This window comes from Tenacibaculum sp. SSH1-16, from assembly GCF_040104435.1.
Classification (GTDB): Bacteria; Bacteroidota; Bacteroidia; order Flavobacteriales; family Flavobacteriaceae; genus Polaribacter; species Polaribacter mesophilus.
The window spans coordinates 142,605-158,391 of record NZ_JBECOV010000004.1 but is presented as its reverse complement, the minus strand read 5'-3'; the positions used below and the strand labels follow the sequence as shown (position 1 = coordinate 158,391).

The 15,787-nt window shown below is 30.9% G+C and carries 15 protein-coding genes; 10 read left to right on the top strand and 5 right to left on the bottom strand.

The annotated features are described in order from the left end of the window. Positions 1-61 precede the first annotated feature (61 nt). From ABMY20_RS07465 to ABMY20_RS07455, 3 genes are all read right to left on the bottom strand, one after another. On the bottom strand, positions 62-2,224 hold the full coding sequence (locus tag ABMY20_RS07465) for a choice-of-anchor D domain-containing protein (RefSeq protein WP_082118647.1): 2,163 nt from the start codon (positions 2,222-2,224) through the stop codon (positions 62-64). Positions 2,225-2,490: 266 nt separating this feature from the next. Continuing rightward, a complete protein-coding gene (gene dnaK / locus ABMY20_RS07460) occupies positions 2,491-4,398 on the bottom strand; it encodes a molecular chaperone DnaK (RefSeq protein ID WP_047789320.1) in 1,908 nt (635 codons plus the stop codon). Between the two features lie 136 nt (positions 4,399-4,534). Then, a complete protein-coding gene (locus tag ABMY20_RS07455; RefSeq protein ID WP_159492505.1) occupies positions 4,535-5,140 on the bottom strand; it encodes an NUDIX domain-containing protein in 606 nt (201 codons plus the stop codon). A 7-nt stretch (positions 5,141-5,147) separates the two neighbouring features. Between ABMY20_RS07455 and pyrE the strand changes: the two genes are divergently transcribed. Together pyrE and ABMY20_RS07445 are read left to right on the top strand one after the other, a co-directional pair. Beyond that, positions 5,148-5,798, top strand: a complete 651-nt coding sequence (pyrE, locus tag ABMY20_RS07450; RefSeq protein ID WP_047789321.1) for an orotate phosphoribosyltransferase — start codon at positions 5,148-5,150, stop codon at positions 5,796-5,798. Between the two features lie 10 nt (positions 5,799-5,808). Beyond that, complete coding sequence (locus ABMY20_RS07445) at positions 5,809-6,198, top strand: orotate phosphoribosyltransferase (protein ID WP_047789390.1); 390 nt, start codon at positions 5,809-5,811, stop codon at positions 6,196-6,198. Here ABMY20_RS07445 and ABMY20_RS07440 read toward each other — a convergent pair. Beyond that, a complete protein-coding gene (locus tag ABMY20_RS07440; protein WP_159615708.1) occupies positions 6,193-6,930 on the bottom strand; it encodes a biotin--[acetyl-CoA-carboxylase] ligase in 738 nt (245 codons plus the stop codon). The genes ABMY20_RS07445 and ABMY20_RS07440 overlap by 6 nt on opposite strands. An 86-nt stretch (positions 6,931-7,016) precedes the next feature. On the opposite strand from ABMY20_RS07440, the gene rsfS reads away from it, so the two are divergent. The 6 genes from rsfS to ABMY20_RS07410 are packed head-to-tail and all read left to right on the top strand — an operon-like array spanning position 7,017 to position 11,658. Next, on the top strand, positions 7,017-7,385 hold the full coding sequence (rsfS, locus tag ABMY20_RS07435; protein WP_047789323.1) for a ribosome silencing factor: 369 nt from the start codon (positions 7,017-7,019) through the stop codon (positions 7,383-7,385). 25 nt (positions 7,386-7,410) lie between these two features. After that, positions 7,411-9,336, top strand: coding sequence for an ATP-dependent zinc metalloprotease FtsH (gene ftsH, locus ABMY20_RS07430; protein WP_047789324.1), 1,926 nt, complete (start codon positions 7,411-7,413; stop codon positions 9,334-9,336). Between the two features lie 11 nt (positions 9,337-9,347). Next, a complete protein-coding gene (locus ABMY20_RS07425) occupies positions 9,348-9,938 on the top strand; it encodes a hypothetical protein (protein ID WP_047789325.1) in 591 nt (196 codons plus the stop codon). Positions 9,939-9,941: 3 nt separating this feature from the next. Then, a complete protein-coding gene (locus tag ABMY20_RS07420) occupies positions 9,942-10,736 on the top strand; it encodes a phosphatidate cytidylyltransferase (protein ID WP_047789326.1) in 795 nt (264 codons plus the stop codon). A 26-nt stretch (positions 10,737-10,762) separates the two neighbouring features. Further along, entirely contained in the window at positions 10,763-11,020 is a 258-nt protein-coding gene (locus ABMY20_RS07415) for an acyl-CoA-binding protein (RefSeq protein WP_047789327.1), read from the top strand. Between the two features lie 5 nt (positions 11,021-11,025). Further along, entirely contained in the window at positions 11,026-11,658 is a 633-nt protein-coding gene (locus ABMY20_RS07410; RefSeq protein WP_047789328.1) for a YceI family protein, read from the top strand. 57 nt (positions 11,659-11,715) lie between these two features. Here ABMY20_RS07410 and ABMY20_RS07405 read toward each other — a convergent pair whose 3' ends face one another. After that, entirely contained in the window at positions 11,716-13,263 is a 1,548-nt protein-coding gene (locus ABMY20_RS07405; RefSeq protein ID WP_349264984.1) for an oligopeptide:H+ symporter, read from the bottom strand. A 178-nt stretch (positions 13,264-13,441) separates the two neighbouring features. Here ABMY20_RS07405 and ABMY20_RS07400 point away from each other — a divergent pair, with 178 nt between their 5' ends. Both ABMY20_RS07400 and ABMY20_RS07395 read left to right on the top strand, forming a co-directional pair. Further along, a complete protein-coding gene (locus tag ABMY20_RS07400; RefSeq protein ID WP_047789330.1) occupies positions 13,442-14,128 on the top strand; it encodes a TetR/AcrR family transcriptional regulator in 687 nt (228 codons plus the stop codon). Continuing rightward, positions 14,112-15,782: an ABC transporter ATP-binding protein gene (locus ABMY20_RS07395; RefSeq protein WP_073181333.1), complete on the top strand. Its 1,671-nt coding sequence runs from the start codon at positions 14,112-14,114 to the stop codon at positions 15,780-15,782. The genes ABMY20_RS07400 and ABMY20_RS07395 overlap by 17 nt, the downstream gene beginning before the upstream one ends. Positions 15,783-15,787 lie beyond the last annotated feature (5 nt).

Below are 15,787 nucleotides of genomic sequence, written 5' to 3'. Positions count from 1 at the left end.
GCTACCTGCTTTTTACACAGGTAACTTTCTTTCTTGAATTACTATTTAAAGGGAATGTTTTTTATTGACATGCGACTGTATTCCAAGAAGCTCCAGATGGCTTAACCCATTGGTTTGCTTGTGTATTTGGTGGATTCAAAGGATCAAAACCAGCATCATGTTGAATACATGTTAAGTTATCATTTCCATCTGCAATCATATAAATGAAATTTACATTATTACCATTTGCTACGTTTAAACTTGTTAAATTATTATTTCTTAAATGCAATGAAATTACTCTTGAATTATTAGAAATATCCATGCTTGATAAGTTGTTATTATAAGCAACAAGTGTTCTTAAATCTGGATACATAGAAACATCTAACGTACTAATTTGATTCTGTTCTAAATATAAAGTTCTTAAACCGTTTGCAATAGTAGGTAACACTAACGTAGAAATATTGTTACCTCCACATTGAAAATTCACTAAGCTAGAATGATTTGTTAAATCTATTGTACTAATACTATTTTGCTGAATTAATATTGTTTGTAAAGCTGTATTAGCTGAAAGATCTAATGAAGTTAAGTTATTGTTTTTTAACGACAAATGTGTTATTGCTGTGTTTTGGCTTAAATCTATACTTGTTAAAGAGTTGTTCATTGCATGAAATTGTGAAATATTTTCAAAAACCTCTAAACCAGTAACATCTGAAATACTAAGACCATCTACACGAATGACACCTGTGTAAGCTTGTGCTTCTGAAACCTGAATTTCACCATCTCCATTTGTATTTATCGATGAATCCCCTACCAATGCTGACTTAAAGTTGGCATCTGGTATGTTTACAATATTACCTGTAGCAGCTTGCAACCCCTTTCCACTAATAATAATAGCATAACTCGGTTTTGTAGGATCATTACTTTCTACAACTATCATTGCCTGCTTTTGTCCTTCAGATTGTGGTGTAAAACGTGCTGTTACCTCATAAAAGCTATTAGGAGCAATCGTTTGTGGTGCAGATACATTTACCAAAGTAAAGTTATTAGCATTGGCTCCGCTCATTCTAATATTACTTACCTCTAAATTTCCTTGACCATTATTCTGAATAGCAAAAGTTAAATCATTTCCAGAGTTCCCTACAGTAACATCACCAAAGTTCAATCCTGTTTCACTAAAAGCAATTGCAGGTTGTGCTGGCGCTGTTCCTGTTCCATTCATTGGTAAAAACACTTCATTTTCACTAGAGTTATTAAAAAATCTAATAGATGCTGAAGCAAATCCTTGTGAACTTGGCGTGAACTTAACTTCAAAAGTATATGTATCACCTGGAGCAATAGTTCTTATTAATGAACTTGTTCCTCCTATTACTGTAAAAGATGATGATGAACTACCTCCTATAATATTCACATTAGTAATCTCTAAATCTGTATTTCCTGTATTAGAAACTATAATATTTTTAGATAAGTCTTCACCTACTTCAACATTCCCAAAACTTATAGGTGATTCACTAAACTCTATAACTGACATAGGTGTTGCTGTAGCTTTACCGCTTAAGGCAATGGCTTTAACACCTGCATTAGTTGTCACCTCTAAACTTGCTGTTTTTTCTCCTACATTGGTTGGCTCAAATACTACCGTAATGGTTTTAGTTTCTCCTGCAGCTAAAGTTTCTGTTGTTGCTGAAGTTGAAAAGTTAGCAGCATTGGTCCCTTTTATTTCAAAGCCTGTAATTTCTAAGTCTGCATCTCCACTATTAGTTATAGTAAACGTAGCGTCTTTTGTTTGATTAATCTCTACGTTTCCAAAAACCAAAGCCGTTTCACTTAAATCAACACCTGGTAATGGTTTTGGTTTTGCAATTCCTGTTACTTTTACTTCTTTTTTCCCAATATTAGTCGTAATTTCTAAGATAGCCTTTTTTTCTCCTTCTGTTAAAGGAGCAAAGGTAATTTCAAAAGTATACGATTCTTCCTTTTTAATTACTTTTGGTACTGCACTAGTTGAAAAATCAGCAGCATTTGTTCCTTTTAATACAAATTCATCTATTTCTAAATCTGAACCTCCCTCATTTGTTACTTTAAACGAATAGTTAATAGTTTGTTCTACTTCTACTGCTCCAAAATCCTTTTCTATATCAGTAATAGAAAACTCTGCTGGAATAATTTCTTCATCCTTATCACAACTTGTGATACTTACAAGTACAAAAAGAATAGCACTTGCATACATGTTAATTTTTTTTCTCATGTGTGTTTATTTTTCTGATTTATTTTTTGTGCTTCCTTATAGTTATAAAGCACTTCTCCCTTATATTGGAAGTAAAATTACACACAGGACACCTCTTACAGTGAAAAAACTGCTGAAGTGATTTTATCTTTTTCTAAAACACTTTTTTTTTTTTCTAAAACACCTAATACCTATTTAAAAACAAAAAAGCCCGTCAAATGACGAGCTTTTTTACATCTACAGTCCTAATAAAACTTGTAATGCTTTTTAGGATAATACAATCAAATTTATTTTACTTCTTCAAAATCTACATCTTCTACATTATCTCCTCCTTCAGCTGAAGCTCCTGCATCTGCACTTCCTTGCGCACCAGCTCCATTTGCTTGTGCATCTTGTTGTGCTTTATACATCTCTTCAGAAGCAACTTTCCAAGCTTCGTTAATCTTTTCCATTGCAGCATCGATAGCAGCAAGGTCTTTAGATTCGTGTGCTTTCTTTAACTCTTCTAAAGCAGCCTCGATTGGTTCTTTCTTATCTGCTGATAATTTATCACCAAACTCTTTTAATTGCTTTTCAGTTTGGAAAATCATAGAATCTGCTCCGTTAATTTTATCTGCAGTTTCTTTAGCCTTTGCATCTGCATCTGCATTTGCTTCTGCATCTGCTTTCATCTTTTGAATTTCTTCATCTGTTAATCCAGAAGAAGCTTCGATACGGATGTTTTGAGATTTACCTGTTGCTTTATCCGCTGCAGATACGTTGATGATCCCGTTTGCATCAATATCAAAAGTTACTTCAATTTGAGGAACTCCTCTTGGTGCTGGTGGAATATCTGTTAATTGGAAACGACCAATTGTTTTGTTATCTGCTGCCATCGCTCTTTCACCTTGTAATACGTGAATATCTACCGATGGTTGGTTATCTACTGCTGTAGAGAATACTTGCGACTTTTTAGTTGGAATGGTTGTATTTGCATCGATTAACTTTGTAAATACATTACCCATTGTTTCAATTCCTAATGATAATGGTGTTACATCTAATAATAATACGTCTTTTACATCACCAGTTAACACTCCTCCTTGAATTGCTGCTCCTAACGATACAACTTCGTCTGGATTTACTCCTTTACTTGGCGCTTTTCCGAAGAACTTCTCAACTGCTTCTTGAATTGCAGGAATACGAGTTGAACCTCCTACTAAAATGATTTCATCGATATCAGAAGTTGATAGATCAGCATTTTTTAACGCTGTTTGACAAGGCTCGATAGTTCTTTTTACTAAATCGTCAATTAATTGCTCAAACTTAGCTCTACTTAACGTTCTTACCAAGTGCTTTGGTCCACTAGCTGTAGCAGTGATATATGGTAAGTTAATTTCTGTAGAAGTTGTGCTTGATAATTCTATCTTCGCTTTTTCAGCAGCTTCTTTTAAACGTTGTAATGCCATAGGATCTTTACGTAAATCCATATTTTCTTCAGCATTAAACTCATCTGCTAACCAGTTAATGATTTTTTCATCTACATCATCGCCTCCTAAGTGCGTATCTCCATCAGTAGCTAATACTTCAAATACTCCATCTCCTAATTCTAAGATAGAAACATCATGTGTACCTCCACCAAAGTCAAATACTACAATTTTCTTATCATCATTTGCTTTATCTAATCCATAAGCTAAAGCTGCAGCTGTAGGCTCGTTAATAATACGACGAACCTTTAGTCCTGCAATCTCTCCTGCTTCTTTAGTTGCCTGACGTTGAGCATCGTTAAAATATGCTGGCACAGTAATTACAGCTTCAGAAACTCCTTGACCTAAGTAATCTTCAGCAGTTTTCTTCATTTTCTGTAATATCATTGCAGAAATTTCCTGAGGTGTATACATACGATCATCAATTTTAACTCTTGGTGTATCGTTATCACCTTTTGCTACCTCATAAGGAACTCTTTCTGCTTCTCTTTGAGACTCAGAATATTTATTCCCCATAAAACGTTTAATAGAATAAACTGTTTTAGTTGGGTTTGTTACTGCTTGACGCTTTGCAGGATCTCCTACTTTACGTTCACCTCCTTCTACAAATGCAACTATAGAAGGGGTTGTTCTTTTTCCTTCTGCATTTGGAATTACTACAGGCTCATTACCTTCCATCACAGACACACATGAGTTCGTAGTACCTAAATCTATACCTATAATTTTACTCATAATCTTTATTTATCTTTTTTTAAGTTTTAAATTCAATTTTACGAGTAGTATTAGTCAAAGTGTATGCCATTGGTTTTTTATTTGTATTTTGACAGAAAAAGACACAAAACCAATCATTTTTTATGACAGAGTGTCATTAATCGATGTTATCTAGATAAGATTCATAGACCATTACTATATTAGCAAATGTATTCTGTAATGCTTCAATTGTTTCTTTTTTATTTTTAAACTCTGCTTTTGTAATACCTTCTTCTAATTGAGGGGTTAAACTTCCTTCATAATTAGAAAACATTAAATACCAGTGTGTTTCTTTTAATCGATATTCATTTTGTTGTATAAACAAATGGTATGTAATAAGGAGTTCTTTATTAATAATTAGTTTTTCAATACCACATTCTTCTTCCACTTCTCTTATTGCTGCTTCCATTAAGTTCTCTCCTTCCTCAACACGTCCTTTGGGTAAATCCCATTTATTTCCTCTGTAAATAAACAATACTTTTTTACTTCCGTTTAAAACCAAACCTCCAGCAGCAATTATTACTTTAAATTTAACCTTAAAATCTTTCCAATCTTCAATTAAATTATTAGAATAGATATAAAAACCGTTTAACTTACCTACTTTTAACTTATAAATAAGTTCTTGAATAATTGTATTTTTGTAAATATAAACTGGAAAATCTTCTTCATTTTTAAATGAAGTTGTAAAGATTATTGGTTTATCATTAACAAAAACTTTATACATTTGCGCTATGGATTTTAACAAAGATACAGCAAAAAAAACTGCCGAGCTTCTTTTGCAAATTAAGGCTATAAAATTAAGTCCCCAAGAACCTTTCACATGGGCTTCTGGCTGGAAATCACCTATTTACTGTGATAATAGAATCACGCTATCATACCCTCCTGTTAGAAACTTTTTAAAACAAGAAATTGCTAAACTGGTAGAAGAAAAACACGGTAAACCTGATGTTATTGCAGGTGTTGCTACTGGTGCTATTGCTATTGGTATATTAGTTGCTCAAGAACTTGGAGTACCTTTTGTGTACGTTAGACCAGAACCCAAAAAACATGGTAGACAAAATCAAATTGAAGGACATATAGAAAGTGGTCAAAACGTTGTAGTGATTGAGGATTTAATTAGTACAGGAAAAAGTAGTTTAAATGCTGTAAAAGCACTTAAAGAAGCACATACCAATGTAAAAGGAATGATAGCTATTTTTTCTTACGGATTTAATATTGCCACTGAGAATTTTAAAAATGATAAAGTAGAACTTACTACTTTGAGTAATTATGAACATTTATTAGAACAAGCCTTAGATAGTAAATATATTACTAGTGAAGAACTTCGAACATTAGAAGATTGGAGAATTGCTCCTAGTGAATGGAATCAAAACAATAAATAACAGCACAACAATGAATATAGAAGGAAATACAGTTACTGTAAAAAAATCATCTAAAGATTTATTTGAGTTTCTAACTAAATTAGAAAACTTTGAACAACTAATGCCTGAAAACACTCAAAAATTCGAGGTTGATGGTGACAGCTTTATTTTTGGTTTAAAAGGTATGCCAGAAATTCGCTTAATCATGAAAGAAAAAACAGAATATTCTAATGTTACTTTAGGTGCTGCAAGCAGTAAACTACCTTTTACATTAGCTGCTGATATTAATGAAATTAACGATAGTGAAAGTAAAGTTACTTTAAAGTTTAATGGCGAATTTAATGCTATGATGGCTATGATGGTTAAAGCACCATTAACAAAGTTTATTGGTACGCTAACTGAAAATTTAGAAAAGCTATAAAGTGGCAAACGAAACTTCTTTCAAACCAAATTCTTGAATCGTTTCATTTTCTAATTCTATTTGGAGGTTTCCACTTTTTGAAACTCCAATAATTTTCCCCATAAATAAAGTGTTCTGACTATTTTTAAACATTGTTGGAACATTTTTTTTATACAATACTTTTAAGTAAGCCTTTTCTAGTAAGTCATATTCTTTTTTTTCTAAGAGATTAAAATAATCTTTTAGCTTCATTAAAATGCTTTCTAGCAACATTTCTAAATCAAACTCTTTTCCTAGAATCATTTTTATAGAAGACGCATTTGGTAAATTTTCGGGAAATGATGCTTGATTTACATTGACCCCTATACCAATTACAGAAGACACTAAATCATTCCCTTTAAGAGTATTTTCAATTAATATACCCACTATTTTTTTATTTCCTGACAGAATGTCGTTTGGCCATTTTACCGACAAGTTTGGTATTCCTAATGCTTTTAAAGCTTGAAAAACACTTAATGAAACACTAAAATTTAAGTACTTGTGCTCTCGAATATTTAACCCTACAAACCTTGAAAACACACTAAAAGTAAGGTTTTTTCCCTCTTCAACAACCCATTCAGAGTTCATTTGACCTCTACCTTTAGTTTGTGTTTTTGCGACTACCACCGTAAAATCATCAACTACCACTTTTGACACCATATTCTTTAAAAAACTGTTGGTAGAGTCGATGGCATTAAGTTTGATTATTTTCATATGAATTTAGCGTGTAAAACAAGTATCAATATTACATAAATTACTCGCAAAAAAATAATAACTTTGCTAAAACTTAATTTTTTTTAATGACAATAAAACAAACAAACACAGACGATCTTTTAGCTGTGATTATTAAAGGGATTGATGATGTAAAAGGAGAAGATATCCAATTACTAGATCTAAGAGAGATAGAAAACACTGTTTGTGATTATTTTGTAGTTTGTTCTGCTAATTCGAACACACAAGTTAATGCCATTTCCGGCTCTGTACAAAAAATAGTAAGTAAAGAACTAAAAGATAAACCTTGGCACATTGAAGGGCAAGGAAACTCTGAATGGGTTCTTATGGATTACGTAAATGTTGTTGTACACATCTTTCAAAAACAAGTTCGTGAATTTTACGATATTGAAAGCCTTTGGGGAGATGCAAAAATTACAGAAATCAACCCAGCATAATTGCTAACATTTTATACACCTTTTTATGAGTGATAATAAAAAAAATGCGCCAAAATTTAGTTTTAATTCATTTTGGCTATACATACCAATAATAGTTATCCTACTAGGATTAAGCTTTTTTAATTCTGGTAATTTAGGTTCTCGTAATATTACAAAAAACGAGTTTACTAAAATTCTTCAAGCAAACGATATTAAAGAAATCGTTGTAGAAAACAATAATGTTGCTCAAATATTTTTAAAGCCTGAAGCTGAGAAAAAAGAAGAGCATAAAAAACTAGCAGATTCTCCATTTTACAGAAAAGGATCTCCTCTTTACACTTACAACTTTGGTGATTTACAAAATTTTGAAAATGAAATTAACAAAGAAAAAGAGGATAAAAATCTTGACTTCGATAAAGTTAATGTTGAAAGGACTAGCATGATGGATACCATTATTAGCTTCCTTCCTTTTATTTTATTGATTGTTATTTGGCTTTTCTTTATGAGAAGAATGTCTGGTGCTGCTGGAGGCGGTGGTGCTGGAGGGCAAATTTTTAACATTGGTAAATCTAAAGCTAAGCTTTTTGACGAAAACACTAAAGTTAAAACTACCTTTAAAAATGTAGCTGGCTTAGAAGGTGCTAAAGAAGAAGTTCAAGAAATTGTAGACTTCTTAAAGAGCCCTGAAAAATACACCAAATTAGGAGGTAAAATTCCTAAAGGAGCTTTATTAGTAGGACCTCCTGGTACAGGTAAAACCTTATTAGCAAAAGCTGTTGCTGGTGAAGCTGGAGTTCCTTTTTTCTCTTTATCTGGTTCAGATTTTGTTGAAATGTTTGTTGGTGTTGGTGCCTCACGTGTACGTGACTTATTTAAACAAGCACAACAAAAATCTCCTTCAATCATTTTTATTGATGAAATTGATGCTATTGGACGTGCTAGAGGTAAGAACAGTATGACTGGTGGTAATGACGAACGTGAGAATACCTTAAACCAATTATTAACTGAAATGGATGGTTTTGGTACTGATACTAATGTAATTGTATTAGCTGCTACCAACCGCGCTGATGTATTAGACAAAGCTTTGATGCGTGCTGGTCGTTTTGATCGTCAAATTTATGTTGACTTACCAGACCTACACGAACGTAGAGAAATTTTTGAGGTTCACATTAAACCTTTGAAATTAGCTGCTAATGCCGATTTAGAATTTTTAGCACAACAAACACCTGGATTCTCAGGTGCAGATATCGCTAACTTGTGTAATGAAGCCGCTTTAATTGCTGCTAGAAAAGGTAAAGAAGCTATTGAACATCAAGACTTTTTAGATGCTGTTGATAGAATCGTAGGTGGATTAGAAAAGAAAAATAAGGTTATTACTCCTAAAGAAAAGAAAGTAATTGCTTTTCATGAAGCTGGTCACGCAACTGTTAGTTGGATGTTAGAACATGCTGCCCCTTTAGTAAAAGTAACTATTGTTCCTCGTGGTCAATCGTTAGGAGCTGCTTGGTACCTTCCTGAAGAGAGAAAAATTGTTCAAACAGAACAAATGCTTGATGAGATGTGTGCTACTATGGGAGGTAGAGCAGCTGAAAAACTAATTTTTAATAAAATCTCAACTGGAGCGTTAAGTGATTTAGAAAAGGTTACTAAACAAGCTCGAGCTATGGTTACTGTTTATGGCTTAAATGATAAAGTAGGAAACGTTACTTACTATGATTCTTCAGGTAATGATTCATTTGTAAAACCATACAGTGAAGCAACTGCACAAAAAATTGATGAAGAAATCTCTGAAATAATAGAGAATCAATACAAAAGAGCTGTTGACATACTAGATCAAAACAGAGATAAATTAACTGAATTAGCTGATTTATTACTTGAAAAAGAAGTTATATTTAAAGACGATTTAGTAAAAATATTTGGAGACAGACCTTTTGGAAAAGAAGAAAAACCTCAAATTACAACAGAAGAATAGTTTTTATTTTAATGAATTTTTTCAAAAAAATATTTAAAATATATCAAGAATCATCTAAAGAAAAAAAAGCCAACGAACAAGAAGTTTATTTGTCTTTAGATGATTCTTTTGTTCATCATTTTATTAATAAAGGAGGAAAATTTTTATACTGTACATCAATAAACGAAGTAAGTAATAATTTAAAGAACATCTTACAAGAAAACAATTGGCGCAAAATTACTTGTACCGATTTTGATTTATTAAAGATTACTGAAAAAATTGATATTTCTGTACAAAACCATTCCTCAGAATCTGTACCTTTTTTTACTTCTTGTGAACATTTAATTGCCGATAAAGGAGAAATTTTATTTTCATCCAATCAATTAGGCAGTCATAAAATAGCTTCTCTTTCTAAACATTTTATAGTTTATGCAACTACGAGCCAGCTTGTAAAAAACACTGGAGAAGGATTAACAGGTATTAAAACACATTTTAGCGGTAATATTCCAACAAATATTAGTTCTGTTAAGAATTATAAATTTGAAGTTGAGGATGATAATTTTTTGAGTTATGGTAATAATAACACAAAAGATTTATATTTGCTGCTCTTTGAAGACCTTTAAAATATGTCTAACCTTTTTGTAAGAAGTCTTTCCGCACTTGTTTATGCTATTCTATTTATTTCTGCTATTCTTTTTTCTGCAGAAACATACATAGGATTACTTGCTTTGTTTGCTACTGTTTGTATTTGGGAACTTTCTAAAATTATACAAACAAAAAATATAATTCCATATATACTTTTAGCTAGTGTTGTTTATTTAACTTTTAAGAATACAACTTTTAAGTACACTGATTTTTTATTTGGCATTACTATAGTTGGATCTACTGCTTTGATTTATTTACTTATTAGCTCCAAACTAATTAAAACAGATACTTTAGCTAAAAAACTTTTTTTACAAGTTATATATTTAGTATTACCATTTTACTTCTTAATGAACCTTCCTTTCATTAATGGTTCTTATCATCCAAACATAGTTATTTATATAATATTTATTATTTGGACTAATGATAGTTTTGCCTTTTTAGTGGGTAAAAATTTTGGAAAACGAAAATTATTTGAAAAAGTATCTCCTAAAAAAACAATTGAAGGGTTTATAGGCGGTTTATTATTTTCAATAATTGCAGGTTTTGCTATTGGTCAATACTCTGGAATTTTTTCTATCTTAAACTGGATAGTTATTGCTATCATAGTTGCTATTTTTGGTTCTTTAGGGGATTTAGTAGAATCTAAGTTTAAAAGACAAGCTAACGTGAAAGATAGTGGTACAATTATGCCAGGTCATGGAGGCTTATTAGATAGGCTAGACAGCTTGTTTTTCCTTGCTCCCTTCGTATATTTGTACATTCATTACATAATGTAAACTATCTATAGGCACAAACCTCAATTATGAAAGATGATTTAGATTTAAAGTTTAAAGAAGCTTATCAAAAAGCATCTAAACTAGAGGAAAAGCTTCCTCCTGATGTTATGCTACGTTTATATGCTTACTATAAACAAGCTGTAAAAGGAGACAGGTTTACATTTAATGATAATAGTGACTTACGAAATGCCTTTAAATTTAATGCTTGGATGCAGCTTAGAGGTATGAGTGAGTCAGAAGCAAAAAAAGAATACATTAAACTAGTAAACTCAATTATAAAATAAACCTCATGAAAAAAATCGTTTATTCTTTAGTTATTTGTTTTACAGCTTTTCAAATGACATCTTGTAAATCTGAAGCAAAAAAAGAAACAAAAACTACAAATAAGGAAATTAAAGTAGAAAACAAGGCTGCATTCGTATTACAAGATGCTGACAATGTTATAAACTGGACAGCTTACAAAACTACTGAGAAAATACCAGTAAATGGAGAATTTAAAAAAGTAAACATTACCGCTGGTGGTGAAGCTAACACAGCTAAAGACGCTATAAATAATGCTGAATTTTCTATTCCTGTAAGTAGTATTTTCACAAAAGACACTAGTAGAGACTTTAAAATTAAAAAGTTTTTCTTTGGAGTAATGGATAAAACTGAATTACTTTCTGGAAAATTAGTTCTAGAAAATGACTCTATTGGTTATGCTAATATTACCATGAATGGTGTTAGTAAAAAACTTCCTTTTAACTACACATTAAACGGAAAAAAGTTTAGTTTAAATGCAACTATGAAAATTACAGACTGGCAAGCTAATAAAGCATTAGAGTCTTTAAATACTGCATGTAAAGACTTACATAAAGGTGCTGATGGTGTTTCTAAAACTTGGGATGAAGTTGCTTTAAACATTACATCTGTTTTTAAATAAAAACCGATTAAACATATATTTGAAAGCCTCAGAGTAATTTCTGAGGCTTTTTTAGTTTTAATGTACTTCAAACATCCATTTTTTTACAGGCTTATAAAAAGCAATGACTAATAAACCTATTATTACTGATATTACTCCTAGGTTGGCATACACAGAAACATATGAATACAATTGGTGAAAAACCTCAGGTTGCCCCATAACGGTTGTGGATGATAAACCGGTTAATAATTCAGTTACTTTTCCAAAAAAGCCCTTAGAAAATACTCCTAAACTACCGTTAACAACTGTTGTTAAATTGGCTATTTTACCTGCAAAAAAATGACCATAAAAGTTTGCTGAAAACCATACGCCCATTATAAAAGCAATGTACTTTACTGGAGATAACTCTGTCATTTTAGATAATCCAATAGGAGATAAAAACAGTTCTCCTGTTGTTAGTATAAAGTACCCTAAAATCAAATACATCATTGGAGTTTTAGCTAATTCATCAACTTGATAACCTGACAAACCAAAAGTTATAAAACCTACCCCTAAAAACAATAACCCTAATCCAAATTTTATAACAGAGTTTGGATTCTTATGTATTTTATGCAAATACCCCCAAAGCATTGAAAATGGGACTGCCATTAGAATTATAAAAGTAGAATTAATACTATTTGTTTGAGCTGCATTTATTCCTACTAAGTTGACATTTCTATCTGCAAATAAAGTCAGTGAACTACCTGCTTGTTCAAAAATTGCTGCAAACAATGTATACAAAACGGTAAAAAATATAGCTACAGAAAGTTTTTTACGTTCTTTTGAAGTTACAGTTCGTAAAATCTTAATTAAAAACAATATCAGAAATAACGAAACAATCCAAACTAAGTAATGCTCAAACTCATGGTAATAAACTATCAATGCAAATACAGGAACAGACAAAAGTGCTGCAATTGTTATTAAGTTTCCTTTTTTTACTCCAAATTGTTTCTCATCAAATAATTCTTGATTTGGTACTAAGCCTTTATCTTCAAAAACATTTTTCTTAAGTCCACCTTTAAAAACTAACAAGCCTAACAACATTCCTATTCCAGCCAAAACAAATCCATAATGCCAACCATATAATTCAGCTAACCAAGCACATAATAATGGAGCTACTGCTCCACCAATATTAATTCCCATATAAAATATGGTAAATCCTGCATCTCTCCTATTATCTCCATCAGCATATAACTTTCCAACAAACGAAGATATATTGGGTTTAAAAAAACCGTTTCCAACGATAATTAAAGATAACGAACCATAAAAAAATATCGGATGTTCAAATGTCAAAAAGAAATGTCCTAACGCCATTAACACACCTCCTAAAACAATTGCTTTTCTAAATCCTAATATTTTATCAGCAAGCATACCTCCTATCATAGGAGTCACATACACTAACGACATATATGCTGCATACACACCAAAAGACATTTCATCAGAAAAAAGCAAATGTTTTGTCATATACAACACCAATAAAGCTCGCATTCCATAAAAAGAAAAGCGTTCCCATAATTCAGCAAAAAATAAGTATAAAAGTCCCCTTGGATGCCCTAAAACATCAGTTCTTGAATTCATATATTCCATAAATTTTAAGTTTATACGAATATATTTTTCGACATCTAAAACCTAAAGGTATGTAGTTAATTGTAGTAAAAAATAAGCTTTTGTAAGTTTTTGTAACCCAAAAATTAACATCTTATTAATATCTACAAACGCTTATTTAATAGTTTTACTATTATATTTGCACTATTAATTTTTATTTATGAAGAATTTACTATCAAATTTAAAAATAGAGATCCCTTCAGGAATATACATCAAAGACCCTGAAACCTCTGATTTGGGTAAAAGAATAATAGAGAACAGTATTATACTTATTGAAGAAATTGGTTTTGAGAATTTTAATTTTAAAAAACTAGGAAAGTTAATAGGCTCTAACGAAAGTTCTATTTATCGTTACTTTGAAAGTAAACATAAACTCTTAGTTTACTTAACTTCTTGGTATTGGGGGTGGATTCAATATTTATTGGTAATCGAAACTTACAGTATTAGTAACCCAAAAGAGAAATTAATTAAAGCCATAGAAGTTCTAGCTAGAAAAGCTGAGAAAGACAATAATTTTTCACATATTAATGAGGCATTACTTAACTTAATTGTAATTAACGAGAACTCAAAATCATACTCTACTAAAGAAGTAGATACAGAAAATAAAGAAGGTTTTTTTAAATTGTACAAAGAAGTAGTAAAACGTTTTGCTGAAATAATTAGTAATTATAACAATAATTATAAACATCCATTAACACTTGCAAGTACTATAATTGAAGGTATATTACATCAGCAATTTGTAAAATCTCATTTTAAATCACTAACTAATTGTGATAAAAGTACAACTACCACTTCCTTTTTTATTGAACTAACTTTAAACGTACTTTCTAATGAAAGAGAAAAATAAACTAACTCCATGGCAGCGATTTCTAGGATTAATAAATCTAGAAAAAAAAGACACCTTACAAATAGCATATTATGCCATTTTTGAAGGAATTGTTGCACTATCATTACCCTTGGGAGTACAAGCCATTATAAACTTGTTACAAGCGGCACAAGTATCAGCTTCCTGGATTGTTTTAGTCATCTTAGTTACTTCTGGCGTTGTTTTTAGTGGAATATTAAAACTAATGCAATTTAGAATTATTGAAACCATACAACAAAGAATTTTTACAAGAGCATCCATAGAGCTTAGTTATCGTTTTCCTAAAATTAAAATGATAGAATTAAGAAACTACTATCCACCTGAACTTGCCAATCGTTTTTTTGATACGCTAACCATTCAAAAAGGTATTTCTAAAATATTGATTGATGCTCCATCAGCCATATTACAAATTGTTTTTGCTTTATTACTATTATCTTTTTATCATCCATTTTTTATTGTTTTTGGATTTTTAGTTATGTTACTAATTTATGTTGTATTTAAATACACAGCACAAAAAGGTTTAGATACTAGTTTAAAAGAATCTAAAAACAAGTATAAAGTTGCTCATTGGTTACAAGAAATAGCTAGAACTATAATAAGTTTCAAATTATCAGGAAAGACAAGGTTAGCCCTTGAAAAAAGCGATATTTTAGTAGATAATTATTTAAAATCTAGAGAAAGTCATTTTAAAGTGCTTGTTATGCAATATATTCAAATGATTAGTTTTAAAGTCATTATTACTGCTGGGTTACTTCTTATAGGTGGTTTTTTGGTTCTTACTCAACAAATGAATATTGGTCAATTTGTTGCTGCAGAAATTATTATAATTTTAATTATGAACTCTGTAGAGAAACTAATACTTGGACTCGAATCTTTTTATGATGTACTTACATCTATAGAAAAGCTTGGGGAAGTTATTGACAAACCTATAGAGCCACAAAAAGGCAGTAACATTAATAAAGATAAGCCTTTTAAAATTGAACTTCAAGATGTTTCCTACATTGTAAATAATAGACAAAAACCTGTCATAAATAAAATTTCATTTGAAATTAATCCACAAGATAGAATTTTAATTCAAGGAAGTAGCAACTCAGGAAAATCTAGTTTAATTCAACTTATCTCTGGTTTAATAGAGCCTACTTCTGGTAATATATTTGTAAATGATTTATCTTTAAAGGGCATTTTTATTAATAATTACAGATCTAACTTAGGCTTGTCTCTTTCTGAAGAAACTCCTTTTAAAGGAACTATTAGAGAAAATATAACTTTTGGTGACTCTTCAATAACTGATGAAGAAATATATAGCATCTTTAAAGTTGTGGGATTAACAGAATTTTTAAAGCAGCAACCTAAAGGTTTAGATACTTATTTAAAACCTGAAGGAAAACTTATTGCCTATACTGTAGCAAAAAAAATCATCCTTTCAAGGGCTATTATTAAAAGACCTAAACTACTTATTTTAGAAGACCCTCTAGACCAATTTGAAAAAAATGAAGCTAAGAAAATTATCGATTTTATTACTAATGTTTCTCAACCATGGAGCTTAATTATCGTTAGCCGTAATGAACATTGGAAAGAAAAATGTAATAAACAAATTACCCTTGAAAAAGGCAGTATTACTAACTTTAAATCGTAAGTAAT

Coding starts and splice junctions, on each gene's coding strand:
- ABMY20_RS07465 (WP_082118647.1), bottom strand. CDS start 2,224: ATGAGAAAAAAAATTAACATGTATGCAAGTGCTATTCTTTTTGTACTT.
- dnaK (WP_047789320.1), bottom strand. CDS start 4,398: ATGAGTAAAATTATAGGTATAGATTTAGGTACTACGAACTCATGTGTG.
- ABMY20_RS07455 (WP_159492505.1), bottom strand. CDS start 5,140: ATGTATAAAGTTTTTGTTAATGATAAACCAATAATCTTTACAACTTCA.
- pyrE (WP_047789321.1), top strand. CDS start 5,148: ATGGATTTTAACAAAGATACAGCAAAAAAAACTGCCGAGCTTCTTTTG.
- ABMY20_RS07445 (WP_047789390.1), top strand. CDS start 5,809: ATGAATATAGAAGGAAATACAGTTACTGTAAAAAAATCATCTAAAGAT.
- ABMY20_RS07440 (WP_159615708.1), bottom strand. CDS start 6,930: ATGAAAATAATCAAACTTAATGCCATCGACTCTACCAACAGTTTTTTA.
- rsfS (WP_047789323.1), top strand. CDS start 7,017: ATGACAATAAAACAAACAAACACAGACGATCTTTTAGCTGTGATTATT.
- ftsH (WP_047789324.1), top strand. CDS start 7,411: ATGAGTGATAATAAAAAAAATGCGCCAAAATTTAGTTTTAATTCATTT.
- ABMY20_RS07425 (WP_047789325.1), top strand. CDS start 9,348: ATGAATTTTTTCAAAAAAATATTTAAAATATATCAAGAATCATCTAAA.
- ABMY20_RS07420 (WP_047789326.1), top strand. CDS start 9,942: ATGTCTAACCTTTTTGTAAGAAGTCTTTCCGCACTTGTTTATGCTATT.
- ABMY20_RS07415 (WP_047789327.1), top strand. CDS start 10,763: ATGAAAGATGATTTAGATTTAAAGTTTAAAGAAGCTTATCAAAAAGCA.
- ABMY20_RS07410 (WP_047789328.1), top strand. CDS start 11,026: ATGAAAAAAATCGTTTATTCTTTAGTTATTTGTTTTACAGCTTTTCAA.
- ABMY20_RS07405 (WP_349264984.1), bottom strand. CDS start 13,263: ATGGAATATATGAATTCAAGAACTGATGTTTTAGGGCATCCAAGGGGA.
- ABMY20_RS07400 (WP_047789330.1), top strand. CDS start 13,442: ATGAAGAATTTACTATCAAATTTAAAAATAGAGATCCCTTCAGGAATA.
- ABMY20_RS07395 (WP_073181333.1), top strand. CDS start 14,112: ATGAAAGAGAAAAATAAACTAACTCCATGGCAGCGATTTCTAGGATTA.